The following is a 26,001-nucleotide window of genomic DNA, read 5'->3' on the forward strand; positions in this document are numbered from 1 at the left end:
TCTGGTCTAATTATTAATATCGAGTAGGCAGCGGCAATTCAGATGGAGCTCAGTACTTCTTGATGTTCTCCCAGCGCTTGAGCAGGTCCGCATGCTTGTCGGTCCAGTCCTTCACGGCCTGGTCCATCGACTTGCCGTCCTTCACTTCGCCATTGATCGCGGTGATGTCCGCCAGGGGGACATAGACGCTGGCGATGACTTCACGCGCGTGCGGGTCTTCCGCCGAGAACCCCTTGTGGGCTATCCAGTAGTAGCCTTGCGGCGGGGCGAAGGAGCCCTTGGGGTCCTTGAGGAACTTCAGGTCGAACTTCTGGAACATCCAGGACGGCTCCCAGATGGTCACGGCGATCCACTCCTTGCGGTCGATGGCCGACTTGAGGGCGGCGGTCATGGCCGCGGAGCTGCCTTCGAGCAGGTTCAGCTTCAGCCCGTAGTCGCCGACGGCCTTGGCCGCGTCGCTCATCAGGCCGGAACCGGGCTCGATGCCGACGATCTTGTTGCCGAACTTGTCGGCGTTCTCGTTGAGCTGCTCCATCGAGTCGATGGTCACGTACTTGGGCACGGCAACCGCCTGGTAGAGCCCATGGGAAACGGGCGAGAGCTTTTCCAGGCGGTTCTTGTTCTTGTTCCAGTAGTCCTGCGCAACATAGTCGATCTGCGAGGCGAGGATCTGGATGTCACCCTTGCTTAGGGCGGCATAGGCGATACCCCATTCCGAGAACGAGGTGACCTTCACCGTATAGCCGGAATCTTCCAGGACCTTCTTGGTGATACCGGTGATGGGCGTCAGGTCTTCCCAGGACAGCGTGCCCATGTTGATGACCTTTTCCTCGGCATGGGCATGGGCCTGGAACATGGTCATGCCGACTACCGCCACGGCGCATAGCGTCTTCCACAACTTTTTCATGGTTCTTCCTCTGCTGCTTGGTGCTGTTTGAGCCCACCCTGCGGCGGCCCGTTTCTTATGGCAGCCGGCGCGCATGCGCCGAATGCATTCGTTGCCAGCAAGCGGGCGCACGCGCCCACTCGACCGGCTCGCAAGCGAGCCGGTCGGCGTTCCTTGCTATTCATTTCTCCAATTGGGGCGCTCTCTTGCGTGCGATGCGGCTCGCCAGTACAGGCCGAGCGTCACTTCGAGCGCTCCCGCAATGGACCTCCCCGCTACCAGTTGCCGGGGCTGTCGGCCCAGGCATCGGCCTTCAGGCCTTGCGGGGCAATGAAGATCTCCATGTTTCCGCGCGACAGTTCCCAGTGCTCGAAGACCAGATCCACCACGGCGGTCTCGTCATGCCGGGCAAAGGCCTCGATGAAGGCGTCGTGGTGTTCCACTGCCAGGCCCAGGTGCCGCTCCATTTCCTCGTTGCGCGGACGGAAGAACGTATGTCCGATTCTCGCGTGGTCGATCAGCAGGCGGCCGAGGCTGGGCTCCAGGTATGGGTTGCCGGACATTTCGCCCATGATTTCGTGGAAGCGATTGTTCTCCACCACCATGGCCATCGGGTCCCGGGAAAGGCTGGCCTTGCGGAAACGCTCCTGGGTGTCCTTGAGCGCCAGCAACTGGCCGGGCTTGAAGTTCTGCACGGCGAGGCGGCCGATGGCAGCGTAGATCATCGGCGCCACCAGGAAGAAGTTGCGCAGCGTCGAGTGATTCATCGGCGCCACCCGCGCCCCGCGGTTCTCCTGGATGTCCAGGTAGCCCTCGCCCGCCAGGCGGCGGAACACCTCCCTGACCGGGGTGCGGGAAAGCCCGTAGCGCTCGCTGAGACCGACTTCGTCCAATACCTGGTCGGGGTCCAGTTCCATGGTCAGGATCTGCCGCTTCAAGTCATCGTAGAGACTGTTTTTGCCGCTTCTCACCGTAGGCCTCCAGCGCTAGCCAAGTAGTAGCAAATGGCTGATGGAGCGGAGACTCGCACGGGTCCCAAGGCCGGTCAATCGCTTTGTATTCTTTGTGTATACCCAATAAATTCACAAAGAATACCGAGTTCTCCGCATTTCCCCTTGGATTTCAATCAACTAGAGCGCCGATACGGACAGCGCTATTTGTCGTTAACGGATATGCCGAGGTCGCTTCCAGCGATGAGGGCGTTCTTTTTCCAAATGGGAGCCCCACCGACATCCCCTGCTGCCCGCCCTGGCCACGCGGAACCGGCCTCTTGGGCGAAGTATGGTGAAATACCCCCGGATGGACGGCCCGGCGCTGCCTGAGCAGTCCCTTTCCAGACGCCTCCTCGGCGATACCGCCTGCGCTCCCAGGCTCACCACAGCCGCCCCACCTGGTCGCCAGCCCGTGGCGAAGGCCTGGCGGGGAGCGGTGGAACAGCCGTTTGTCGCGTCCGAGGTCGTACGAAAAATTCCTGTAGACATATTGTCTAACAGGCCTTTATAGTCGTTATACAAACTGTAGACACAAACCATGACAAGCAGAAAGGCTCCCATGAAGGCCCAGATCGAAGTCGACCAATCCAGCATCGATGCCCCGCTCGACCGCAAGGTGGTGCTGGCCGATACGCTGCGTCGGCGGATTCTGAGCATGGAACTGGCTCCCGGCGCGGTCGTTGACGAACTCGCCCTGTGCGACGAGTTCGGCCTTTCACGGCCACCGGTGCGGGAACTGCTACGCCAGATAGCCGCCGAGGGCTACATCGAGCTGGAAGCCAACCGCGCGCCGCGCGTGGCGTCCATGAGCCACGAATCGCTGCACAGCTTCTTCCTTGCCGCGCCGCTGATCTACATCGCCACCACGCAGTTGGCGGCCACCCATGCGTCCGCCGCCGAGATCGAGGCGCTGAAGGACATCCAGCGGAGATTCCGCAAGGCCATCGAAGAAAAGGATGTCGAGGCTCGCGTCTTCTACAACGACGAGTTCCACCTCGAGATCGGCAAGATGGCCCACAACGATTACCTGATGCCCAGCCTGCGCCGGCTGCTGATCGACCATGCGCGCCTGGGCAAGATCTTCTACCGCCACCCCACCACCGACGACATGCAGCAGGACCTGGAAGTCGCCTGCGAACAGCACGAGCAGATGATCCAGGCCATCGAGCGGCGCGACCCCGATGCCGCGGCCGACATCGTCCGGGCGCACTTCGAGCTGTCGCGCCGGCGCATGGCCGAATACGCGGCCCCGGCGGGGGTCGAGGTGGCACTTGTCTATTGAGTTCTAGGTAGTAACCCGAGCGCCGGTGTTCTCGCACGACAGTGAGTCATTTCACGCAAGGGATGGTTAACAGGCACAAACAATAAGAGTCAGGTCCCTGAAATGATGAAAGTGACGCACTTGCCTTCCGACGATTCGACCTGTGGCTGGTATCACCTGAGCAGGTCGCGGCAGCCCAAGCCGGCCCACCATGGCAAGAGCGCCGCCCGCTGGGTGGTCGTGGGCGCCGGCTTCACCGGGCTGGCCGCGGCGCGCCAGCTGGCGCTGAACTTTCCCGATGAGGAGATCGTGCTGGTCGAGGCCCAGGAAGTGGGCTTCGGCACCTCCGGGCGCAATGCCGGCTTCGCCATCGACCTGCCCCACGACATCGGCGCCGACGACTACATCGGCGACATCGCCACCGCCAGGATCGCCCTGAAGCTCAACCTCGCCGGCCAGTCCCAGCTGACGGAACTGGTGGAGCGCCATGGCATCGACTGCCAGATGAAGGCCTGCGGCAAGTACCAGGCGGCGATCGAGGACCGCGGCATCGCCGTGCTCGAGGCCTACCGCCGCGGCCTCGACAAGCTCGGCCAGGCCTACGAGATGATCGAGGCCGCCGACCTCCCCGCGCACATCGGCACCCACTTCTACCGCCAGGCGCTGTTCACCCCCGGCACCGTGCTCATCCAGCCCTCCGCGCTGGTCAAGGGCCTGGCCGACTCGCTGCCGAGCAACGTGACCCTGTACGAACACACCCCCATCACCGAGGTGGAGTACGGCGAGAAGATCGTCCTCAGCCACGCCAACGGCGCCATCGTCGCCGACAAGCTGGTGCTGACCAACAACGCCTTCGGCATGAGCTTCGGCTTCCTCAAGGGCAAGATGCTGCCGGTCTTCACCTACGCCAGCATCACCCGGCCGCTCACCGCCGAGGAGCAGGCGCGCCTCGGTGGCAAGCCCTACTGGGGAGTGATCCCGGCGGACCCGTTCGGCACCACCGTGCGCCGCACGCCCGACAACCGCCTGCTGATCCGCAACAGTTTCAGTTTCAACCCGGACGGGCGCAGCAACGCCAAGTACCTGGAGCGCTTCGTCAGCCGCCACCAGGCCTCGTTCGACGCGCGCTTCCCGATGCTGCCCGACGTCGGCTTCGAATACACCTGGGGCGGCGCCCTGGCCCTGTCCCGCAACCACAACGGGTACTTCGGCGAGCTGGCCCCCAACGTCTACGGTGCACTGTGCTGCAACGGCCTGGGCGTGACCCGCGGCACCGTCACCGGAAAACTCCTGGCCGATTGGCTGGCTGGCGAGCGGAACGAGCTGATCGACTTCCTGCTGCGCTCCCCCGGCCCCAATGCCAATCCGCCCGAACCCTTCCTGTCCCTGGGCGTGAACCTCAACCTGAAGTGGGGTCAATACCGGGCAGGCAAGGAAAGCTGATCACGTAGGAGGCTTGGCGCCGCAGGCGCCTCCCAGGACGTCGGCCCCGACCGACTGCCAGTTTCGGCGGCTTTTCGAGCCACCAGGGCTGAAGACTCTTCTTCGGCTCTGCGGGTTCGCTCAGCCTGAAAACATCCGGCCGCTCTTAGAGTCAGGAGAAAACAATGACAATCAACGACACCTCGATCGAAGACGTACCCCTCAATGGCTTTCACCAGTTGCTGACGATCCGCTCCGGCGGCGGCTCCTTCGTCGACGGCTACGTGCTCAGCATCATCGGCGTATCCATGGTGCAGATGACCGCCGCCCTGGGCCTGAGTACCCTCTGGCAGGGCATGATCGCCGCTGCGGCGCTGATCGGCATTTTCTTCGGCGGCTTCATCGGCGGCTGGCTGACCGACCACTTCGGGCGCAAGCGCATCTTCTTCGTCGGCCCGGTGCTGTTCATCCTCAGTTCGCTGGCGCAGTACTGGGTGGAGTCGGCCCTGGCGCTGTTCCTGCTGCGCCTGCTCATCGGCATCGGCGTGGGCATCGAATACCCCGTCGCCACCTCCCTGCTGGTGGAGTTCCTGCCGAAGAAGCACCGCGGCCCGCGCCTGGCGACCCTGACCATCCTCTGGTTCGCCGGCGCCGCGCTGGCCTACATGGTCGGCAACGCCCTGCTCAGGCACGGCGGCGACGACGCCTGGCGCCTGGTGCTGGCCAGCGCCTCGGTGATAGGCGCGGCCCTGTTCCTGGTTCGCCTGGGCACCCCCGAATCGCCGCGCTGGCTGCTGGGCAAGGGCCGTGCAGCCGAGGCCGAGCAGGTCATCAAGAGCGTCTACGGGCCGCGCTTCTCGCTGCAGAACCTGCCCGAGCAGCCCAGGCAGAAGAAGCTCTCGGTGTGGAACCTGCTGCACTCCGGCTACGGCAAACGCATGCTGTTCGTCAGCATGTTCTGGACCTGCTCGGTGATCCCGGTGTTCGCCGTCTACGCCTTCGCGCCCAAGGTGCTGCTGGCGCTGAACCTCCAGGGTAACTGGGCCTCCTTCGGCTCGGAAACCATCACCCTGCTGTTCGTGGTGGGCTGCATCATCGCCACCCGCCTGATCAACGTCATCGGCCGGCGCAGCATGCTGATCTACAGCTTCCTCTGGTCCGGCCTGGCGCTGCTCGGCCTCGGCGCCTTCCACGCCTCCTCCGAAGCCGTGATCCTCGCGCTGTTCGGCGCCTACGCCCTGTTCATCGGCGGCGCCCAGGTGCTGCAGCTGGTCTACCCGAACGAGCTGTTCCCCACCGAGATCCGCGCCTGCGCGGTCGGCGTGGGCACCTCGCTGTCGCGGGTCGGCGCCGCGGTCGGCACCTACCTCGTCCCCCTGTCCCTGGACAGCCTGGGCATCGCCCAGACCATGTACGCCGCGGCCATCGTCACCCTGGTCGGCCTGCTGTTCGCCTGGGCGCTGGCCCCGGAAACCCGCTCGCTCAACCTGCAGCAGGCGGCCTCGCTCACCTGATCAAGGGCCGCCGCGCCGCTGGGCGCGGCGGCCGACCACCACGACCCCACTGGAGAACGCATCATGAAATTCGAAGGCATCTACACCCCCGCCATCACCCCCCTGGCGGCCGATGGCCAGATCGACCATCCGGCCTTCGCCGAAGTGCTGGAATACCTGATCGCCTCGAAGGTCCACGGCATCATCATCGGCGGCTCCACCGGCGAGTACTACGCCCACACCGCCCAGGAGCGCTTCGACCTGGCGGCCAAGGCCAAGGACGTGATCAACGGCCGCCTGCCGCTGATCGTCGGCACCGGCGCCATCCGCACCGAGGACTCGGTGGCCTACGCCAAGGCGGCGAAAGAGATCAAGGCCGACGCCCTGCTGGTCGGCTCGCCGCCCTATGCCCTGCCCACCCAGCAGGAGATCGCCGACCACGTGCTGGCCGTCGACGCCGCCGCCGACCTGCCGATCATGCTGTACAACTACCCGGCGCGCATGGGCGTGGACATGGGCGAGGAATTCTTCGCCGCCGTCGCCGGCTGCAAGAACATCGTCGCCATCAAGGAAAGCTCCGGCTCCACCGGCCAGCTGCACCGCCTGGCCTGCAAGCACCCGCGCATCGCGCTGTCCTGCGGCTGGGACGACCAGGCCCTGGAGTTCTTCGCCTGGGGCGCGCGCAGCTGGGTCTGCGCCGGTTCCAACTTCATCCCCGGCGAGCACGTCGCCCTGTACCAGGCCTGCGTGGTCGAGAACGACTTCGCCAAGGGCCGCCGCATCATGGCGGCGATGATGCCGCTGATGGACTTCCTGGAAGGCGGCAAGTTCGTCCAGTCGATCAAGTACGGCTGCGAGCTGGCCGGCCTGCGCAGCGGCGGCGTGCGCGCCCCGCTCAAGGGCCTGACCGAGGCCGAGAAGGCCGAGCTAAAAGAGATCGTCGCCGTACTCAAGCGCGAAGTCGCGCAGATCACCGAGGGCACCCACAATGGCTGAATTGCTGAGCAAGGCGCAATACGCCGCCATCGCCGCCGAACTGCGCTTCCCCACCCAGGCCTTCATCGACGGCAGCTTCCGTGACGCCGTCTCCGGCCGCACCTTCGCCAGCAGCAACCCGGCCACCGGCGAGCGGCTGGCCGACATCGCCGCCTGCGACGCCGAAGACGTCAACCTGGCCGTGGCCAGCGCCCGCCTGGCCTTCGAGGACGGCCGCTGGAGCAAGCGCTCCCCCGGCGAGCGCAAGGCGGTCATGCAGCGCTTCGCCCAGCTGCTCGAAGACCACGCCCACGAGCTGGCGGTGATGGAGAGCCTGGACAGCGGCAAGCCGGTGCGCGAATGCCAGAACATCGACGTGCCGGAGACCATCCACACCCTGCGCTGGCACGCCGAGCTGATCGACAAGATCTACGACAGCACCGCGCCGGTCGGCTCCGGCGCCGTGACCATGGTGGTGCGCGAGCCCATCGGCGTGGTCGGCCTGGTGCTGCCGTGGAACTTCCCGCTGCTGATGCTGGCCTGGAAGATCGGCCCGTCGCTGGCCGCCGGCTGCTCCATCGTGGTCAAACCGGCCCGGGAAACCACCCTCACCGCCCTGCGCGTCGCCGAGCTGGCGCACCAGGCCGGCATCCCCGCCGGGGTGTTCAACGTGGTGCCCGGCGGCGGCCGCGAGGCCGGCGAGCCCATCGGCCGCCACCCGGACGTGGCCATGGTCAGCTTCACCGGCTCCACCGAGACCGGCCGGCTGTTCCTCAAGTACGCCGCCGAGTCCAACCTCAAGCGTGTGGTGCTGGAGTGCGGCGGGAAGAACCCGGCGGTGGTGATGAACGACGTGGAAGACCTCGACCAGGTCGCCCAGCACGTGGTCAACGGCGCCTTCTGGAACATGGGCGAGAACTGCTCGGCGTCCTCGCGCCTGATCGTCCACGCCGACATCAAGGACGCCCTGCTCGAACGCATCGGCGTGCACATGCGCGACTGGAAGATGGGCGACCCGCTGGACCCGGACAACCGCCTCGGCGCCCTGGTCAGCAAGGCGCACTTCGAGAAGGTGCGCTCGTACATCGAGCAGGCCCGCAGCGAGCGCCTGGACTTCGTCTATGGCGGCCAGACCCAGGGCGACATCTTCGTCGAGCCCACCGTGGTCGACGATGTCGAGCCGCAGAGCCGGCTGTTCCGCGAGGAAATCTTCGGCCCGGTGCTGTCGGTCACGCCCTTCACCGACATCGACGGCGCCATCGACCTGGCCAACGACACCGTCTACGGCCTGGCCGCCTCGGCCTACACCGGCAGCCTGCGCAACGCCCTGCGCCTGGCCCGGGAAATCCGCGCGGGCATCGTCACCGTCAACTGCTTCGGCGAAGGCGACGCCTCGACGCCCTTCGGCGGCTACAAGGAGTCCGGCTTCGGCGGGCGCGACAAGTCGATCTGGGCCCACGACCAGTACACCGAGCTGAAGACCATCTGGATCGATGCTTCGTGAGACCCGCGGTAAAATCCTGACCTGACCCGCAGTACAGCCCCCTGCGCCGCCCGGCGCTGGGGGCGCCACCCATCCAGGGCGGCGAACGAACAGCACGGCTCACGGAAGAGCTTCTCAATGCTGCATCGCCGTCGGTGTCGGCCCGTGCCGCTCACCACACACAACCTTCTCGACCAGACACCCAACCGTTGCGCACGGCGCAGCGGTGCGCACACCATTTTTGAAGAATCACTGCCATGCTTACATCCGACCTCCCCCACACAACTTGCGCCTCGGCGCACCGCAACGCCCTGCTGGTGGCCCACGTCGCCGCCGTGCTGTTCGGCCTGACCGGCATCCTCGGCGCGCTGATCCAGGCCGACGCCAGCGTCATCACCTACGGCCGCGCCGCCTTCGCCATCGTCGCCCTGGGCGCCGTCGCCCAGCTGCAGCGGCGCCCGCTGCTGCGTGGCCTGAGCTGGCGCAAGATCGGCGTGCTGGCGCTGACCGGGACGCTGCTGACTTCGCACTGGGTAAGCTTCTTCATCGCGGTCAAGGTCGGCGGCGTCGCGGTCGCGACCCTCGGTTTCGCCAGCTTCCCGGCCTTCATCGCCCTGCTGGACCTGGCGGTGTTCCGCGAGCGGATCGGCTTCGGCGAAGCCTGCCTGCTGCTGATGGCCACGGCGGGGCTGGTGCTGGTGGTGCCGTCGTTCGACCTGGCGGACCAGGGCACCCTGGGCCTGCTCTGGGGCCTGGGCTCGGGCCTGTCGTTCGCCCTGCTGGCGATCGCCAACCGGCGCGCCACGCGCGGCATGGACGCCATGCAAGTGGCCTTCTGGCAGAACCTGACCGTCGCCGTGCTGGTTTCGCCCTTCGCCCTGACGCACCTCGCCCACCATGCGCTGCTGCCGGCGGACTGGGTCTACCTGGCGCTGCTGGGCATCTTCTGCACGGGCCTGGCGCAGTACCTGTTCGTCAAGAGCCTGGATGCGCTGGAAGCCCGCAGCGCGGGCATGATCATCGCGCTGGAGCCGGTCTACGCCATCGCCTGCGCCTGGCTGCTGTTCGGCGAGCAACCCTCGCTGCGCATGCTGCTGGGGGCGGCGCTGATCATCTTCGCCACCCTCCTCTCGGCTCGCAGCAAGCTGTCCCAATCCACTGTGCACTGACGCGACGACGGGAAGCCGGCCCCGGCCTCCCGTCGCTTTCTACGCGGGCCTCAGGCGCCCTGCTCCACCGTGCCGGAACGCGCGGCCGCCGTGGCGTGCCGGCGCGCGGTGAGGTTGCCGAGCAGCAGGATGACCACTGCCAGCGCCAGGGTGGAACTCACCTCCAGGCGGTGCTCCGGCATCACGAACATCACGCCCAGGGCGAACACGATGAAGCCGATCACCGCCCAGGTCAGCCAGGGGAACAGCCACATCTTGAAGGCGATCTCGGCGTTGCGCCGCTGCAGGATCGAGCGCATGCGCAGCTGCGAGAAGGCGATGACCAGGTACACCAGCAGCGCGATGGAGCCGGAGCTGGCCAGCAGGAAGGCGAACACCTGGGCCGGGGCGAAGAAGTTCACCGCCGTGGTCAACATGCCGATGACGGTGCTGGCGATCACCGCCGCCCGCGGCACGCCGGCTGCCGAGGTGCGACGGATGAAGGCCGGTGCGTCGGAGCGCTTGGCCAGGGAGAAGATCATCCGCGAGGAGATGTAGATCGACGAGTTCAGGCAACTGGCCACCGCCACCAGCACCACCATGTCCACCAGGAACTTCGCGTAGGGGATGTGCATCACCTCCAGCGCGCGCTGGTAGGAGCCCTGCACCGGCAGCAGCGGGTCGTTCCAGGGCACCACGGAAATGATCACGAAGATCGACAGCAGGTAGAACACGCAGATGCGCCAGATCACCGAGCGGGTGGCCTTGGCGATGTTCTTCGCCGGGTTGCCGGATTCGGCGGCGGCGATGGTCACCGCCTCGGTGCCGAGGAAGCTGAACATGGTGGTCAGCAGCGCGCCGATGATCGCCGTCCAGCCATTGGGCATGAAGCCGCCGTTGCTCGCCATCAGCTGCGAAAGGCCGCTCACCTCGCGGCCCGGCAGGCCGCCGGCCAGGGCCACGGCGCCCAGGGCGATGAACAGCACGATGGCGATCACCTTGAGCATGGCGAACCAGAACTCGAACTCGCCGTACTTGGCCACGCTGAACAGGTTGGTGAGGGTCAGCAGCACGGTCATCGCCAGGGCGAAGAACCAGGACTCCACCTGCGGGAACCAGTTGTTCAGCACCACGCCGGCGGCGATCGCCTCGATGGGGATCACCAGCACCCAGAACCACCAGTACAGCCAGCCGATGGTGAAGCCGGCCCAGCGGCCGATGGCCTGGTCGGCGTAGGTGGAGAAGGAACCGGTGTCGGGGCTGGCCACGGCCATTTCCCCCAGCATGCGCATGACCAGCACCACCAGGGTGCCGGCGAGCACATAAGCCACTATGGCGGCGGGGCCGGCAGCCGCGATGGCGTGCCCCGAGCCTACGAACAATCCGGCGCCGATCACGCCGGCGATGGAAAGCATGGTGACGTGCCGCGGCTTGAAGCCTTGCGCGAGCTCGCCATTGCGGATTTGCGTTCTTGTCGTTGTCATCCTGAGGCCTTCTTCGTTGTTCTTGTCATGTCCGTGCCCAATGCCGCCAGCCAGGGCCGCATTGCGCGAAGCCAAGCTAGTTCACGTGCGCTGCCGGGCAGTTGTTCCAGCGCGCCGCTTCCTTGACCAGGCCCGACAGCGACGGCCGCAACGCAGCGCCGCCGCTCTCCCCGCGCGGCGCTTTCCGCCCATCGGAAAAATGACTTTTATTGCTTTTGAAACAAAGACATAGGCCAGCGTATATCCGCCGGCATATGGACACCCACAAGGCCCGTCCCTAGCGTGGAGCCCCACGGCAATCCCACACCAACAACAAGCAGGAGATACCCATGGGACGACTGAACGGCAAAGTGGCGCTGATCACCGGCGGCGCGGGCGGCTGCGGCCTGGCCGCGTCCGAACTCTTCGCCCGCGAAGGCGCCAAGGTCGCCTTGCTCGACCTGCCGCACAGCGACGGCAAGGCGGTGGCCGAGCGGATCAACGCCGCCGGCGGCACGGCCCTCTTCGTGCCCACCGACGTCTCCGTCGCCGAGCAGGTCGAGCGCGCGGTAGCGCAGGTGGAGGAACGCTTCGGCGCCATCACCGTGCTGATGAACCACGCCGGCACCATCCACGTCGGGCCCTTCCTGGAAACCCGCGAGAGCGACTGGGACCGGCTGATGAACATCAACGTGAAGAGCATGTTCCTGGTCACCCGCGCCGTGCTGCCGAAGATGATCGAGGCCGGCGGCGGCAGCATCATCTGCACCTCGTCCATCTCAGGCGTGGTCGGCACCCCCATGGAAGTCCTGTACTGCACCACCAAGGGCGCCTGCCACATGTTCGCCCGGGCGATCTCGGTGGAGTTCCGCGACCGCAACATCCGCAGCAACGCCATCTGCCCCGGCTTCATCGGCACCGCCCACGGCCGCCGCGAGCTGGACCTGCTGCGCGAATTCGGCACCGAGGTTTCCGACGAGGCGCTGCGCGCCATGCAGGGCCGCCTGTGCGACCCGCGCGAGGTGGCCTCGGCGGCGCTGTTCCTGGCCAGCGACGACGCCAGCTTCGTCAACGGCGCCCACCTGTTCGTCGACAACGCCTACACCGCGGCCTGACCGGCCCGAGCCGCGCGCCCAGACCAACAACAACGCCCGGCTCGCAAGACACTTAGCTCTGCCAATAGACAAGAAACCTACAAGAGACAGAGGCAGCTAATGGAAAACATCGGCACGTACGTCATCTACCTCATCATGGCCTGCGCCGTGGTCGGCGCCATCGCCTCCATCCTCGACGCCGAGTCGGAGCTGGGCAAGGAGTTCAACGCCGGCCTGCACAGCATCGGCCCGATCTTCATCCCGGTCGCCGGCATCATGGCGGCGATCCCCTTCATCTCCAGCTTCATCAGCCACTACGTGGGCCCGCTGTTCACCGCGCTGGGCGCCGACCCGGGCATCGCCGGGGCGATTTTCATCGCCTCGGACCTGGGCGGCTACCAGCTGGCGCAGGCCCTGGCCCACGACCCGGAAGGCTGGATCCTCGGGCTGATCACCGGCTTCCAGTCCGGCTCGACCATCATCTTCGTCATCCCCGTGGGCCTGGCCATGCTCGCCAAGGCCGACCACAAGTACATGGCCCTGGGCATCATGGCCGGGCTGCTGAGCATCCCCATCAGCATCGTGTTCATCGCCATGGGCATGCAGCTGCTGGGCCTGGGCGTGCGCCCGGACATCGCCACCAGCGGCGCCGCCACCCTGCAACTGCACTTCGACCTGCCGATGCTGCTGCGCAACCTGCTGCCGCAGATTCTCTTCTGCATCGCCCTGGCCGCCGCGCTGCGCTACGTGCCGGGGCTGATGGTGCGGCTGTTCCTCAAGCTGGGCAGCATCATGTACGCGGCGGTCACGCTGATCCTGGTGGCGTCCATCGTCGAGTACTTCACCGGCTTCTTCACCGCCAACTTCGGCAGCTGGGGCTTCGCCCCCATCATCGCCGACAAGCAGGACCAGTTCCGCGCGCTGGAGATCTCCGGCTACGTGGGCATCATGCTCTGCGGCGCCTTCCCGATGGTCTACCTGATCAAGCGCTTCCTCTCCCGCCCCATCGAGCGCGTGGCCTCGCACCTGGGCCTGTCGCCGGTGGGCGCGGCGGGCATCCTCGCGGCGTCGGCCAACATCCTCGCCATGTTCCGCCTGGTGGCGGACATGCCGCCCAAGGACAAGGTGCTGGTCATCGCCTTCGCGGTGAGCGCGGCCTTCACCTTCGGCGACCACCTGGCCTACTCCGCCAACTTCCAGCCGAGCTTGATCCTGCCGCTGATCATTGGAAAACTCGGCGGTGGCCTGATCGGCATGCTCCTGGCCTACTGGCTGGCGGTGCCCAAGGCACAGCAGCTGGGCAGCCAGGAAGCACCGCACGACGCACTGCGCGCCTCGACCGGACTGTCCTGACGCACCCGCGCAGGGGCGCCCCGCGGCGCCCCTGCCAGGCCCAGGCACCCGCCGGCCCCGCGCCGGCGCGGCAACACCTGCTCAAGACAGGCGACGCAGCCCTCCATGAACAGCCAAGACGCGAAGAAGCTGGCGGACCTGATGGCCGCCGTCGGCACCGACAAGCTGGGGCACGCCATCGGCTCGCTGCTGGACGGCAGGGTCGGCTTCGACATGAGCTGCGGCTACCTGTTCCGCTTCGACCGCAACGCGCAGCTGCTGCACGACGGCTACAACGGCCAGGTGTCGGCGAAGACCCTGGAGGCCTATTCCCGTGGCGGCTACCTGCTGGACCCCTTCTACGTGGCCAGCATGAACCGCCACCCGGCCGGCCTGTGGCGCATGAGCGACCTGGCGCCGGACAGCTTCTTCTCCTCCGGCTTCGCCCTCTCCCGCGACCTGCACCCCTGCGTGTCGTCCACCCACGGCACCCAGGTCGAGGAGATCGGCTACATCATCCACCTGCAGCCGCGCACGGCCATCGTCTTCTCGCTGATGAAGGCCGAGGACCACGGCCCCTTCGCACCAAAGGAAGTCCAGCACCTGGAAACCCTGGCGCCAGTGATAGCCGCGGCCTGGGAACTGCACTGGCGCACCGCCCTGAAGCCCGCCGAAATCACCACGGAAGCGCCCGAAAGCGAACTGGAGAGCGCCTTCGTCGACATCCTCCAGGGCCAACTGACCGACGCCCAGCGCTACATCGCCAAGCTCATCCTGCAAGGCCACAGCAACGCCTCCATCGCCCACCTGCTGGGCATCTCCGAAGGCACCGTGAAGGTCCACAAGCACAACATCTACCAGCGCCTGGAAATCTCCAGCAACTCCGACCTGTTCCGGTTGTTCATCGGCTATATCGCGCAGTCGGCGAGGTAGGGATGTTTGCTCTGTTGGCAGAGTCCGCTCCTTGGCTCCAGGGAAGCCCCGTAGGATGGGTTGAGCTTGCGAAACCCATGCGGTTGCGGTGATGGGTATCGCTTCGCTCAACACCATCCTACGAAAAGCCATACTCGCTCATGCGGTAGGAGCGGACTCCGTCCGCGATTGGGCCCACCGACCACGCCGAACGCCCCGGTGGCACGGCCCACTGCGGATACAGGAGTCCCAGGATGACTCCGGACTCCCCGCCCACTCCGAACGGCCCCCTCTCCCTCCGGGAGAGGGCTGGGGTGAGGGTGCTCTTCTGCAAACCTGCGCTCCAACCTCAACCCCATCACTCCACGCTCACAAGAATGACAAGAGAGAGCTAGGCGCCCCCGGATAACTCCGGATAATGAACGGCATCCCGCCCGCGTCGAAACAAGAGGCCCCAATGCTCACCGTGCAAGACCTGATCGAGATCGAGCTGCTGAAACTGCAGGCGGTCGCCGGCCTCGCCGGCACCGGCAGGCTGATCACCTGGGCCCACGCCGTCGACCTGCCGGACCCGTGGCGCTGGGTTTCCCCGGGCGACCTGGTCATGACCACCGGCGTTGGCCTGCCCGAAGCCGCGCAGGACCAGGTCGCCTGGCTGGAGCAACTGGTACAGAGCAACGCCAGCGCACTGGTGGTCGCGCCCCGTGACGACGCCCCGGCGCTGTCGGACGAGCTGCTGGCGGCGGCCGATCGCCTGTTGTTCCCCGTTCTCCGCGGCAGCTTCGAGCTCGAGTTCGTCAAGCTGTCCCACCATGTGATCGAAAGCGTGCTGCAGGCCCAGCGCGAGCGCTTCAATGCCAGCGAGCGGCTGTTCCAGACCTACGCCGAAGCCCTGCGCAAGGAGCCCGACATGGCCGGCCGCCTTTCGATCCTGGCCGCCTCGCTGGATATGTACCTGGCGATCGAGGACGCGGTCAGCGGCGTCGACATCGTCGAAACCCGCTCGGCCCGCAGGCCGCCCCCGGAGCGGCTGGAACGGATACCCATCGCCGGGCGGGCGCGGGCCAACCTGGTCATGGCCCGCAAGGGCGAAAGAATGCTGGACGACCCCCTCCTGGTACGTTCGCTGGTCGGCCTGCTCGGCGTCGAGCTGGAACGCCTGATGATCCACCGCGACCAGCAGCGCGAAGAGGGCTCGGCGCTGCTGCGCAGCCTGCTGGAAGGCGAGACGGAGTTCAGCCTCGCCCGCCCCCTCCTGGAACAGCGCGGCCTGCTCGGCACCCTGGTGTGCCTTGCGATCAAGCCGGGCGGCAACGGGCCCTGGGGGCCGGACGAACTGCACCAGGCGCCCGCCCTGCACCAGGCCAGTCCCCTGCTGCTGAACGACAAGGGCCTGCTGCTGGCGATCAGCCGCGACGACAACGGGCTATTCGATGCCCTGCGCGGCAACCTCGGCGAGGGCACCGTGATCGGCGTGAGCGGGCCGATCGCCGCGGCGACGGGCTTTCGCGAAAGCGTCAGGCAGGCGCGCCTGGCCCTGGCCCAGGCGCAGGAAGTGGAGGCTGGCGTGCTGCGCTATGGCGAGGCGGAGACCGGCCTGATCATGGCGCCGAAGTCCCTCGCCGAAGCCCGGGCGCTGGTGGGGCGCTACCTGGGCCCGCTGATCGAGCACGACCGCACCCAGGGCGCCGCGCTGCTGCCCACGCTGCTGGCCTTCCTGGAAAACGACGGGAACTGGAAGGCCACCGCCTTCGACCTGGGCATCCACCGCCAGACCCTGGTCTACCGGCTGAAGCTCGTGGAACAGCTGACGGGCCTCAAGCCCACCTCCACCAACGGCATCGCACGCTTCTGGATCGCGCTCCAGGCCGCGAAGAACACCGAGCTGTTCGATCGGACACCTTGAATGCAAACGGCCCCGCACCTGGGGTGCGGGGCCGTCGGAGCCCACTCGCCGCCAGCCTCAGTCGCTGGTCGGCATCGCGAACTCGGCCCCCTTGGCGATGGCCTGCGGCCAGCGCTGCATGATGCTCTTCTGCCTGGTATAGAAGCGCACACCCTCCTCGCCATAGGCATGCATGTCGCCGAACAGGCTCTTCTTCCAGCCGCCGAAGCCGTGCCAGGCCATAGGCACCGGGATCGGCACGTTGATGCCGACCATGCCCACCTGGATGCGCCGGCCGAACTCGCGGGCGATGTGGCCGTCGCGGGTGTAGAGGCTCACGCCGTTGCCGAACTCGTGGTCATTGATGAGCTGCACCGCCTCGGCGAAGTCCTTGACGCGCAGGCACGCCAGTACCGGGCCGAAGATTTCTTCCCGGTAGATGCGCATGTCGCGGGTGACGTCATCGAACAGCGTGCCGCCCAGCCAGAAGCCATCGCCGCAGCCCTCGCCCGCCGTCTCGCCGTCGAAGCCGCGGCCGTCCACCAGCAGCGTCGCCCCTTCCCGGACGCCCTGCTCGATGTAGCCGGTGATGCGTTCGAGCGCGGCGCGGGTGACGATCGGCCCCATCTCGGCCGCCAGGTTGCTGCCCTCGAGCACCTTGAGCGCGCGGGTGCGCTCGATCAGTTTCGGCATGACCTTCTCGGCGGTCTCGTCGCCGACGAAAACCGCCACGCTGATGGCCATGCAGCGCTCGCCGGCCGAGCCGTAGGCCGCGCCGATCAGCGCATCCACCACCTGGTCGATGTCGGCGTCGGGCATGACCACCAGGTGGTTCTTCGCTCCGCCCAGGGCCTGGACGCGCTTGCCGTGGCGCGCGCCGGTCTCGTAGATGTGGTTGGCGATGGGCGTGGAGCCGACGAACGAGATGGCCTGCACGTCGGGATGTTCGAGCAGCGCGTCGACCGCCGTCTTGTCGCCCTGCACCACGTTGAACACGCCGTCGGGCAGGCCGGCCCGCTTGAGCAGCTCGGCGATGAACAGGCTCGGGCTGGGGTCGATCGGGCTGGGCTTGAGCACGAAGGTATTGCCGGTGGCCAGGGCCACGGGGAACATCCACATCGGCACCATCACCGGGAAGTTGAACGGCGTGATGCCCGCCACCACGCCCAGCGGTTGGCGCAGCGTCCAGTTGTCGATGTTGCTGCTGACCTGGTCGGTGAAGTCGGTCTTCAGCAGCTGCGGCGCGCCGCAGGCGAATTCGACGATCTCGATGCCGCGGGTGACTTCGCCCTGGGCGTCGGTGAACACCTTGCCGTGCTCGGCGGTGATCAGCCGGGCCAGTTCGTCGCGGTGCTCGTTGAGCAGGGCCAGGAAGCGGTTCAGCACCCGCGAGCGGCGCAGCGGCGAGAGATTGCTCCAGGCCGGGAAGGCGGCCTTGGCGCAGGCCACGGCCGCGTCCACGTCGGCGTGGCTGGCCAGTTGCACCTGGCCGGTGACGACGCCGGTGGCCGGGTTGTAGACCGGCAGTTGCTGGCCGCTGGTGGCCTGCGCCTGGGCGCCGGAGATCCAATTCATGATGGTTTGGGTCATTGTCTTTCTCACATCAAGGGATAACAGCGGTAGCGCTCAGCCACCACCTTGCAGAATCAGTAGATCGCGTACACCTTGCGCACGGTCTCCAGCACGTCCCAGCGCCCTGTCCAGCCCGGAGGCAGGATGATCAGATCGCCACCGGTCACTTCCACCACCTCGCCGCTACCGCTATCGGTGAGCAGCGCCTTACCGGAGATGATGTAGGTGAACTCGGTGTCGGGGCGCTCGACCACCGGCCAGCCGCCGGGCTGGCATTCCCAGACGCCGAGGTTGCCGGTCGCCTCGGGCGCCAGCTGCTGGATGGCGATCTGCGGGTCGCCCTTGTCCGCCCCGGCGCGCTGGCCGGCGGGGGTCAGGGGCAAGGCTTGGATGGCGGCGGACTTGATGATCGTGAAAGTGCTCACGGCGTACTCCTGTTAATGCGCACCTGTCAGCTTCTCGAGCAACATCGCGGTGCGGGATGGACGATGGGTGATGCGCTCTTCGATGTCGCTCAGCGAGGCCGCGGCGAGCCCACTGTTGACACCCAGCCAGCGCAGCGGCTCGGGCTCCCAGGACGGGGAGCGGTGGTTGACCAGGGGCAAGGCGTTGATCGCCTCGTCGCGGCCCTGGATCAGGTTGCGCAGGATGCGCCCCGCCAGGTTGCTGGTGGCGACGCCATCGCCCACGTAGTTGCCGGCCCAGGCGATGCGTTTCTTCCGGTCGATGCTCACCGTGGGGCACCAGTCGCGGGCCACGCCCAGCGCGCCGCCCCAGCGGTGGGTAATGCGCGCATCGGCCAGGTCCGGGAAGAATTCCAGCAGCGTCTGGTGGATCTTCGCGTGGATGCCGTCCACCAGGTCGGCCTCCTCGGTGATCCGGGAGCCCAGGCGATACGGCGCGCCGCGGCCGCCGAAAACCAGCCGCCCCTCGGCCGTGACCTGCCCGTAGACGCGAAGGTGGCGCATGTCGTTGAAGGCCAGGCGGTGGTCGAGCCCCAGCCCGCGCCTCAGCTCGGCGGGCAGCGGCTCCGTCGCCAGCACCAGCGAATACAGCGGGATGACGAAGCGCGAGTGCCCGGGTTGCTGCGAGGTGAACGCCTCGGTGGCGCGCACCGTGAACTTCGTGCGCACCGAACCACGCCCGGTGCGCACCACGCCCTCGGCAAACTCGGTGACGGCGGAATGCTCGTGGATGGTCGCGCCCATCGTCTCCACCAGCCGCGCCAGGCCACGCACCAGCTTGCCGGGGTGGATCAGCGCGCAATGCTCGGTATAGAGCCCGCCCAGCGTGCCTTCGGCGCCGACCCTGGCGCCGGCCTGGGCGCCATCGAGCAGTTGCCACTGCTCCGGCAGCCCGAAGCGCGCCGAGCCTTCCACCGCCGCCCGCGCACGGGCCAGTTGCGGCGCGCTGCGGGCCAGGGAGAGGAAGCCCTGCTTGGCGTAGTCGGCGTCGACGCCTTCCAGCGCCAGCACCCGGCCGATCTCGTCCACCGTGTCGTTCATGGCCGCCTGCAGCTTCAGCGCGGCATCGTGGGAATACATCTCGGCCACCCGGGACAGCGAGATCGGGAAAATCGCCGAGGCCCAGCCCCCGTTGCGCCCGGAGGCGCCGAAACCGACTTCGCGCTTTTCCAGCAGCACCACACGCAGGGAGGGGTCGCTCTTGAGCAGGTAGTAGGCCGTCCACAGGCCGGTGTACCCCGCGCCGACGATGACGACATCGGCGTCCGTGGTGCCCTCCAGCGCAGCGCGGACCGGGCCTTGTTCGAACCAGAGCGGCTTGTTGGGTAACTGGGTCAGATCGAATTTTGCGGTCATGGGGTTGGCTTCCAATTGACGGCCATGGGTGGGGGCTACGAAGCGCTGCGTGCGGGTAGCACGGCGGCTTGCCGGCGGCAGCGGGACAGCCGCACCAGCGCGTAGGAGGCAGCGATCGCGGCGATGGCGATCAGGCACTGCAGCAGGCTGATCTGCATCGAGGGGTCGAAGGCCATGCTCACCAGCACCGCCACGATCGACGCGGTCACCAGCAGCGGCAGCCAGGGGTGGCCCCACATCGCGAACTTCAGGCTGCCCTCCTCCACCCATCTGCGGCGCAGCTTGAGCTGCGACAGGCAGATCATCAGGTAGACGAACAGGAAGACGGTGCCGGAGGAGTTGATCAGGAACTGGAACACGGTATCGGGCCAGAGCGCCGCGATGACCACGCAGCCATAGCCCACCAGGGTGGAGGCGATGACGCCGCGCACCGGCACGCCCTTGCGGCTCACCCCGGCGATCCAGCTTGGCGCCTCGTCGTTGGAGGCCAGCACGTACAGCAGGCGCGACGAGGTGTAGAGCCCGGCATTGAGCACCGACAGCACCGCCACCAGGATCACCGCGGTCAGCATGTGGCCGGCGCCGGGAATGCCGATGTGCTCCAGGGTGGCCACGAACGGCGACTTGCCGGCCTTGATCTCGGTCCACGGCTGCGCGACCACGATGAAGAAGGTCGCCAGGACGAAGAACACCAGGATGCGCAGCATCACGGTATTGACGGCCTTGCGGATGTTGCGCGAAGGGTTCTCGGACTCCGCCGCGGCGAGGGTGGCGACTTCCACGCCGGTCATGGAGAAGATGACCACCACCACGCCGGTGAACAGCGACGTCACGCCGTGGGGCAGGAACCCGCCATGCGCGGTGAGGTTGCCGAAGCTGGCGGTGGAGCCCGGCCACAGCCGGAAGGCATAGGCCCCGGCGACGACCAGGAACACGACGATGGCCGCGACCTTGACGCCGGCGAACCAGTACTCGGCCTCGCCGAAGGAGTGCACCGACATCAGGTTCAGCAGCGTCATGCCCACCATCAGCCCCAGGGCGATGGCCCATACCGGGATGTCCGGGAACCAGCCGTTGATGATCTGGCCGCCGACCACGGCCTCGAAGCCCACCACGATCACCCAGAAGTACCAGTACAGCCAGCCGGTCATGTACCCGGCCGGACGGCCGAAGGCCAGCCTCGCGTAATCGACGAAGGAACCCTTGGCGGGATGCGCGGCGGCCATCTCGCCGAGCATGCGCATCACCAGCGCGACGATCAGCCCGGTGATGGCATAGGTGATGAAAGCGCCGGGCCCGGTCGAGGCGATGACCGCGCTGGAGCCCACGAAAAGCCCGGCGCCGATGACGCCGCCCAGGGCCAGCATGCTGATGTGCCGCGTCTTGAGCGCACGCTTCAGGCGCGGGTCGTGTTCTGTCTGAATAGGCACTGGTCGTCTCCTTTTATTATTGGTAATCAACGCTGCCTTTTCAGAAGGTTAGGGACCTTCGGCGGGACTGGACATCGACAAAATCCAAGGGACGGGCAGTTGCGCTAGACAAATGTATGAAGGGAGTCGTGGGGGATGGAGAGGTTGGCCCAACCCTCCGCAGATACCGATCGCATCGGCGCCATCGGCATCTGCGGAGGCGGCGCCTACACCATCAACGCAGCCATCACCGACCATCGAATGCGCCACGTCATCGACTATCTGCCAGGCTCGGTAGAGGCAGGCAGATCGCCTCTTCGTAGGGTCGAGGGGACGCCTGGTTCTTGCTCGTGAATGAGCAGCGCAGTGAAGTGTGTTCGCGAGCAAGCTCGCTCCTGCGAGAAGCCGTGCCCACCCGTATGGCAGGAGCGGACCTTGTCCGCGATGGCCGGAAGCTCCGGCGCGATTCGCGGATGAGATCCGCGTTCTCCCGGACAGCATGTAGGAGCGCGCCCTGCGCGCGAAATCGCGGGCAGGGCCCGCTACAGGTTGGCGCCGAACTCCCCGAGCATGCCGGGCAGCCCCCTCTCCCGCTTGCGGGAGAGGGCTGGGGAGAGGGTGCTCTTCTACGCCCCCGCTCCGATCTCAACCTCAGCACGGAACACAGTCCAGTTCCAGGGACACACGAACGTAGCGAGCATGGCTTTTCGTAGGATGGTGTTGAGCGAAGCGATACCCATCAGTGCAACCGCATGGGTTTCGCAAGCTCAACCCATCCTACGGAAAGCGCCTCGGCGCAGACAGTTGTTCCTACAGGTTGGCGCCGACCCCACCGGGCCCGGCCCCACGAAGAACCGATGCCAGGATCAGGGACGTGCGCGATTCACATCGATGAACGGCAGCGTCGAGCCCGGCAGCATGGTTTCCGGCAGCTTGCCGTCCCAGCGTTCGGCCTTGGTCAGTTCGATGAGGTTCTGGTTCGAGGCCAGGGCCTCGGCCTTGGCGCGGATGGCATCGGCCTCGGCCTGGCCGCGCAGGCGGGTGGCCTCGGCGTCGGCCTTGGCCTGGGCCAGCTTGGAGTCGGCCTCGGCCTGCGCCTGGGTGACCTGGATCTGCGCCTGCACCTGCTCGGTGGCGAGGTTCTGCTGGCGGGTCTGGATCGCCACCTCGGCCTTCATGCGCTCCTCGATGGAACGTTCGTAGGCGTCGGAAAAGTCGATGTTCTCCACCTGCACGCCGTCGATCACCACCGGGCCCTTGACCGCGGCCTTGACCGCGGTGGCCACGTCGGCAACGAACTGCCCGCGGTTCTGCACCGCCTGGATCGCCGTATAGCGGCCGAAGACGTTTTCCACCTGGGTCGGCACCTGGCGGCTGATCAGACGGTCCACCAGCCCCTGCAGGTCGCCGTAGCCGGAGTAGACCTTCGCCACCTCGTCCGGCGTCACGTGCCAGGACACCGAGACAACCAGCGCCGCGCTCTGCTGGTCGCGGCTGTAGGCCTGCAGTTGCTCGTAGCGGCTGGTGTGGTTCTGGATCGACAGGGTCTTCACCGTCTCGATGAACGGCACCTTCCAGCCCAGCCCGGGCTCGGCCACGTCCACCAGCTTGCCGTTGCGCAGCACCACGCCGCGCTCCTTCTCGTCGATGGTGTAGAACGAGCCGCCCACGGCGACCAGCACCAGCAGGCCGATCAGGCCGCCGGCGACGAGTTTCAGGGGAAAGGCGCGCGGCAGCGCCTGGGGAATGTTCGCCATGGGGCATCTCCTTGAAAGTGGCGTTCCTGGGGCCCGGCACCTGCGCCGGGAGCGGCAAGCCTAGCGGATCGACCTGGGCCGGCACCAGCGTCGAATGTCGCTCGCCTCGAAGGAAACGAACTCCACCAGCAATCCTTCAACCCTCGCTCGACAACCTCAACGTCCTGATCAACAGGCTCCGCAGGCTATCCACGGCCTTGGAGCCCTGGGAAGCGCGGCTTCGATAGACGGCGACCTCCATGGGCTCCAGCGGGCCGAGCCCCTGCTCGACGCCCAGTATCTGCAAGTGATCGGGGGCGCTGCATTGCGTCAGCACCGCCACCGCCAGGCCGCTCTCCACCGCGGCGAGCTGCCCGGCGAGGCTGGAGCTGTTGTACACCACCTTGTAGCGCCGGCCCTGCAGCGCCAGGGAATTGATCGCGCTGCGCCGTGCGAGGCTCGTGCTCTCGTAGACCGCGATCGGCAGCGGGTCGCGCCGCCAAAGCTCGAACTGCGGCGAACCCACCCAGACCATGGGTTCGTGGAACAGCAGCGTTCCGCGCCGGGAGTGGTCGCGGGAAACCAGCGCCAGGTCCAGATCGCCGCTGGCTACCCGCGGGATGAGCGCCGTCGACTGCTCGCAGTTCAGTTCGATTTCCACGCTGCCATAGCGCTGGGCGAAACGCTTGAGCACCGGCGTGAGGTACTTGGCCGCGTAATCGTCGGGCACGCCAAGACGAACCCGGCCGCTGAGTTCCTCGCCATGGAAGGCGGCCTGGGCTTCGGCGTGCAGGTCGAGCATGCGGCGGGCGAAGCCCAGCAGCGTCTGGCCGTCCGCGGTCAGCTGCAGGCTGCGCGGGCCGCGCACCAGCAGTTGCCGGCCCAGGGCGCTTTCCAGTTTCTTCAGCTGCATGCTGACCGCCGATTGCGAACGATGCACCTCGCCCGCCGCGTTCGACAGCGAGCCCGCATCGACCACGGAAACGAAGCACTTCAGCCAGTCCAGCTGCAGGTCACGCGGCATCATCTTGATCGGCCCTTTCCATTCGTTTATCGAATATTTGCATGCGGCATTATGCGCTTCTCGTTCCAACGGGCCAGCCCCACACTCGCCGTATGAACGCACATGAACAAATGGCGGGGCCGCAGGCTTCGCCTTTCAGCCAGCAAGCCGCACACGTCCATTCCGACGTCACCGGCGGAACGCTGCCCTTCGTACTGGGCAGCGTCGTCCTGGGCACCATCGGCCTCTTCCTGCACCAGTCCGGCGCCGATCCGCTGACCGCGACCTGGTTCCGCTGCGCCTTCGGCCTGCTGGGGCTGACGCTCTGGGCAGCCTGTCGCCGCCAGTTGCGCGGCCTGCTCCCGGGCAGGAAGGCGACCTTCGCGCTGCTCGCGGCGGGCGGCCTGATGGTGCTGGCCTGGGGCCTGTTCTTCGCCGCCATCGAGCACACCTCCGCAGGCGTGGCCACGGTGCTCTTCCATGTGCAGCCGCTGTGGGTGCTGATCCTGGGTGCCTGGTATCTGAAGGAGCCGATTGCCAAGCGACGCGTGGTATCGGTGCTCGTCGCCATGGCCGGCCTGGTGCTGGCGACCGGCATACTGGAGCACCTTTCGCTGTTCGGCGCGGACCAGGCCTACCCCGCGAGCTACTGGTGGGGCGTGGCGTTCTGCCTGGTCGGCGCCTTCTGCACCGCCTGCGTCACCATCGTCGCCCGGCGGCTACGGCACATGTCGGCCGGCATCCTCGCCTGGTGGCAGTGCGCGATCGGAACGCTGGTCCTGCTGGCGTGGCCCATGCTCCACGGCTGGCCGCAATGGGGCGCCTCCTGGGCCTGGCTGGCAGGCCTGGGGCTGATCCACACCGGGCTCGCCTATTCGCTGATGTACGCCGGCATGGCGCGCCTGAACACCGACAGGATCGCGGTCTACCAGTTCATCTACCCGGCCGTGGCCATCGTCATCGACTGGCTGTTCTACGGGCAGCGCCTGGGTGCTCTGCAGTTGACGGGCATCGCGGTGATGGCCGTTGCCATCTGGTTCACCGAGCGCAATGGGGAAAGGGAGCGGACTTGATGTCAGCCGATCCTCAATCCCTGGTTTTTGTACCCGCTCTCATGACCCTGCTCACCGCTGCCGAAAACAGAAAGAGCTCTCCGCTTACCGAGGCGGTGAGGTTGCGCGGCGCGCCATAGTTGGCGGTAGTGGTGCTTTCGTACAGCGACAGCAGGTACTTGTGATCGGTGACGTTGTTCAGGTTCAGCGCCGTGCTCCAGTGGCTGTCGATGTCGTAGCTGGCCATCAGGTCCACCAGGGCGTGTAGTAGCCGTTGGCGGCGATGGTGTCGGCGCCGGCCTTGAGGTGCGAGCGGCCGTAGTTGGCGCCGAGGGTCAGCTCGTGCTGGCGGCCGAACAACTCTAAGGGACCGTACAGCTGGTCTTCGCCGATCAGTTGGTGTTCGCGACTGGCGGCGGGAACAAGCGCTCCCGATGAACCGGCAGCAGCAACTCGACAGGGTCGAATAATTCAGGGCCGGTTAGCAGGTTGAAGAAGGCGTAAGCGTCCGTATTCGATGTATACCGACGGGCGCGCTGCTGTTGATGAATGACGGCCTGGCGCCTAGGATTCATCTGGGCTGCTCCTTGGGCTCGGTGTGTTCGCAACCATCACCGTAGACCAAGAGCAACCTTTATTTTCTGAATCAATTAGTTAGCGCTTAAGTAAGTGCCATTCAAATCCCCTTTCGGCCTGCGCCCCCTTCTCACCTCATCAACCAACACCACAAAAAATAACAAACACCCTTCCCGGCACTTACCACAAACCCCTGCCATAGCCATTAAACGCAAACATCAATAAGTACACACCAAGGGCGAACACCCCAACCAGAATCCTAACTTCCGTTGGATGATCCTTTTCGATCGCCCCTCCAGGCGCCAGATAAATAATTCTATCTGCCAAATAGCAATAAAACCCCCAACCAAAAAAAATCTGACCAGTTACGACCACCCAAAAATTATTCCACTCACCAATAAACCTTAAAGAATTGCCAATACCGCCAAAAACCAACAGAGCAAGCACAGCTAATCTATGCCTCTTCAAAAGTCTTAAAAATCTCATC

The 26,001-nt window shown here is 66.2% G+C and carries 22 protein-coding genes; 11 read left to right on the forward strand and 11 right to left on the reverse strand.

The window, feature by feature from the left end:
* Positions 1–49: 49 nt before the first annotated feature.
* Complete coding sequence (locus tag RN02_RS01570) at positions 50–907, reverse strand: glycine betaine ABC transporter substrate-binding protein (RefSeq protein WP_043312726.1); 858 nt, start codon at positions 905–907, stop codon at positions 50–52.
* 254 nt (positions 908–1,161) lie between these two features.
* The gene (locus RN02_RS01575) at positions 1,162–1,857 is read right to left on the reverse strand and encodes a GntR family transcriptional regulator (RefSeq protein ID WP_043273803.1); all 696 of its coding nucleotides are present in this window, start codon (positions 1,855–1,857) and stop codon (positions 1,162–1,164) included.
* 580 nt (positions 1,858–2,437) lie between these two features.
* Between RN02_RS01575 and RN02_RS01580 the strand changes: the two genes are divergently transcribed.
* The 6 genes from RN02_RS01580 to RN02_RS01605 all read left to right on the forward strand — a co-directional run bounded on the left by RN02_RS01580 (position 2,438) and on the right by RN02_RS01605 (position 9,681).
* Positions 2,438–3,160: a GntR family transcriptional regulator gene (locus tag RN02_RS01580; RefSeq protein ID WP_043273802.1), complete on the forward strand. Its 723-nt coding sequence runs from the start codon at positions 2,438–2,440 to the stop codon at positions 3,158–3,160.
* Positions 3,161–3,262: 102 nt separating this feature from the next.
* Complete coding sequence (locus RN02_RS01585) at positions 3,263–4,582, forward strand: NAD(P)/FAD-dependent oxidoreductase (protein WP_043312728.1); 1,320 nt, start codon at positions 3,263–3,265, stop codon at positions 4,580–4,582.
* 164 nt (positions 4,583–4,746) lie between these two features.
* A complete protein-coding gene (locus RN02_RS01590) occupies positions 4,747–6,075 on the forward strand; it encodes an MFS transporter (protein ID WP_043312729.1) in 1,329 nt (442 codons plus the stop codon).
* Between the two features lie 63 nt (positions 6,076–6,138).
* Positions 6,139–7,050, forward strand: a complete 912-nt coding sequence (locus tag RN02_RS01595; protein WP_043312731.1) for a dihydrodipicolinate synthase family protein — start codon at positions 6,139–6,141, stop codon at positions 7,048–7,050.
* Entirely contained in the window at positions 7,043–8,533 is a 1,491-nt protein-coding gene (locus tag RN02_RS01600) for an aldehyde dehydrogenase (RefSeq protein WP_043312733.1), read from the forward strand. The genes RN02_RS01595 and RN02_RS01600 overlap by 8 nt, the downstream gene beginning before the upstream one ends.
* A gap of 236 nt (positions 8,534–8,769) precedes the next feature.
* Complete coding sequence (locus tag RN02_RS01605; protein ID WP_043312735.1) at positions 8,770–9,681, forward strand: DMT family transporter; 912 nt, start codon at positions 8,770–8,772, stop codon at positions 9,679–9,681.
* A 50-nt stretch (positions 9,682–9,731) separates the two neighbouring features.
* On the opposite strand, the gene gabP is transcribed toward RN02_RS01605, so the two are convergent.
* Positions 9,732–11,144, reverse strand: coding sequence for a GABA permease (gene gabP, locus RN02_RS01610; RefSeq protein ID WP_043312736.1), 1,413 nt, complete (start codon positions 11,142–11,144; stop codon positions 9,732–9,734).
* Positions 11,145–11,473: 329 nt separating this feature from the next.
* On the opposite strand from gabP, the gene RN02_RS01615 reads away from it, so the two are divergent.
* From RN02_RS01615 to RN02_RS01630, 4 genes are all read left to right on the forward strand, one after another.
* Positions 11,474–12,238 carry an SDR family NAD(P)-dependent oxidoreductase gene (locus tag RN02_RS01615; RefSeq protein WP_043273794.1) on the forward strand — a complete coding sequence of 255 codons (765 nt, stop codon included), beginning with the start codon at positions 11,474–11,476 and terminating at the stop codon, positions 12,236–12,238.
* 99 nt (positions 12,239–12,337) lie between these two features.
* Positions 12,338–13,570 (forward strand): ethanolamine utilization protein EutH, encoded by a 1,233-nt coding sequence (eutH, locus tag RN02_RS01620; RefSeq protein WP_043312737.1) that lies wholly within the window; start codon positions 12,338–12,340, stop codon positions 13,568–13,570.
* A 105-nt stretch (positions 13,571–13,675) separates the two neighbouring features.
* Entirely contained in the window at positions 13,676–14,482 is an 807-nt protein-coding gene (locus RN02_RS01625) for a helix-turn-helix transcriptional regulator (RefSeq protein ID WP_043312738.1), read from the forward strand.
* 436 nt (positions 14,483–14,918) lie between these two features.
* Positions 14,919–16,367: a PucR family transcriptional regulator gene (locus tag RN02_RS01630; RefSeq protein ID WP_043312740.1), complete on the forward strand. Its 1,449-nt coding sequence runs from the start codon at positions 14,919–14,921 to the stop codon at positions 16,365–16,367.
* A 57-nt stretch (positions 16,368–16,424) separates the two neighbouring features.
* On the opposite strand, the gene RN02_RS01635 is transcribed toward RN02_RS01630, so the two are convergent.
* From RN02_RS01635 to RN02_RS01660, 6 genes are all read right to left on the reverse strand, one after another.
* Positions 16,425–17,936 carry a CoA-acylating methylmalonate-semialdehyde dehydrogenase gene (locus tag RN02_RS01635; protein ID WP_043312743.1) on the reverse strand — a complete coding sequence of 504 codons (1,512 nt, stop codon included), beginning with the start codon at positions 17,934–17,936 and terminating at the stop codon, positions 16,425–16,427.
* 56 nt (positions 17,937–17,992) lie between these two features.
* Positions 17,993–18,343: a cupin domain-containing protein gene (locus RN02_RS01640; protein ID WP_043312745.1), complete on the reverse strand. Its 351-nt coding sequence runs from the start codon at positions 18,341–18,343 to the stop codon at positions 17,993–17,995.
* Positions 18,344–18,355: 12 nt separating this feature from the next.
* Positions 18,356–19,738: an NAD(P)/FAD-dependent oxidoreductase gene (locus RN02_RS01645; protein ID WP_043312748.1), complete on the reverse strand. Its 1,383-nt coding sequence runs from the start codon at positions 19,736–19,738 to the stop codon at positions 18,356–18,358.
* A gap of 35 nt (positions 19,739–19,773) precedes the next feature.
* Positions 19,774–21,168 (reverse strand): amino acid permease, encoded by a 1,395-nt coding sequence (locus RN02_RS01650; RefSeq protein ID WP_043312749.1) that lies wholly within the window; start codon positions 21,166–21,168, stop codon positions 19,774–19,776.
* Between the two features lie 845 nt (positions 21,169–22,013).
* Positions 22,014–22,904, reverse strand: a complete 891-nt coding sequence (locus tag RN02_RS01655) for an SPFH domain-containing protein (protein WP_009620067.1) — start codon at positions 22,902–22,904, stop codon at positions 22,014–22,016.
* Positions 22,905–23,040: 136 nt separating this feature from the next.
* Positions 23,041–23,910 (reverse strand): LysR family transcriptional regulator, encoded by an 870-nt coding sequence (locus RN02_RS01660; RefSeq protein ID WP_043273784.1) that lies wholly within the window; start codon positions 23,908–23,910, stop codon positions 23,041–23,043.
* Between the two features lie 89 nt (positions 23,911–23,999).
* On the opposite strand from RN02_RS01660, the gene RN02_RS01665 reads away from it, so the two are divergent.
* Positions 24,000–24,959: a DMT family transporter gene (locus RN02_RS01665; RefSeq protein ID WP_201773759.1), complete on the forward strand. Its 960-nt coding sequence runs from the start codon at positions 24,000–24,002 to the stop codon at positions 24,957–24,959.
* A 13-nt stretch (positions 24,960–24,972) separates the two neighbouring features.
* Here RN02_RS01665 and RN02_RS01670 read toward each other — a convergent pair whose 3' ends face one another.
* Positions 24,973–25,185 carry a TonB-dependent receptor gene (locus RN02_RS01670; protein WP_043312751.1) on the reverse strand — a complete coding sequence of 71 codons (213 nt, stop codon included), beginning with the start codon at positions 25,183–25,185 and terminating at the stop codon, positions 24,973–24,975.
* Positions 25,186–25,694: 509 nt separating this feature from the next.
* On the reverse strand, positions 25,695–25,961 hold the full coding sequence (locus RN02_RS33020) for a hypothetical protein (protein ID WP_152623709.1): 267 nt from the start codon (positions 25,959–25,961) through the stop codon (positions 25,695–25,697).
* Positions 25,962–26,001: the final 40 nt, after the last annotated feature.

The sequence above is a fragment of the Pseudomonas sp. PI1 genome (assembly GCF_000812405.1).
Lineage (GTDB): Bacteria > Pseudomonadota > Gammaproteobacteria > Pseudomonadales > Pseudomonadaceae > Pseudomonas > Pseudomonas citronellolis.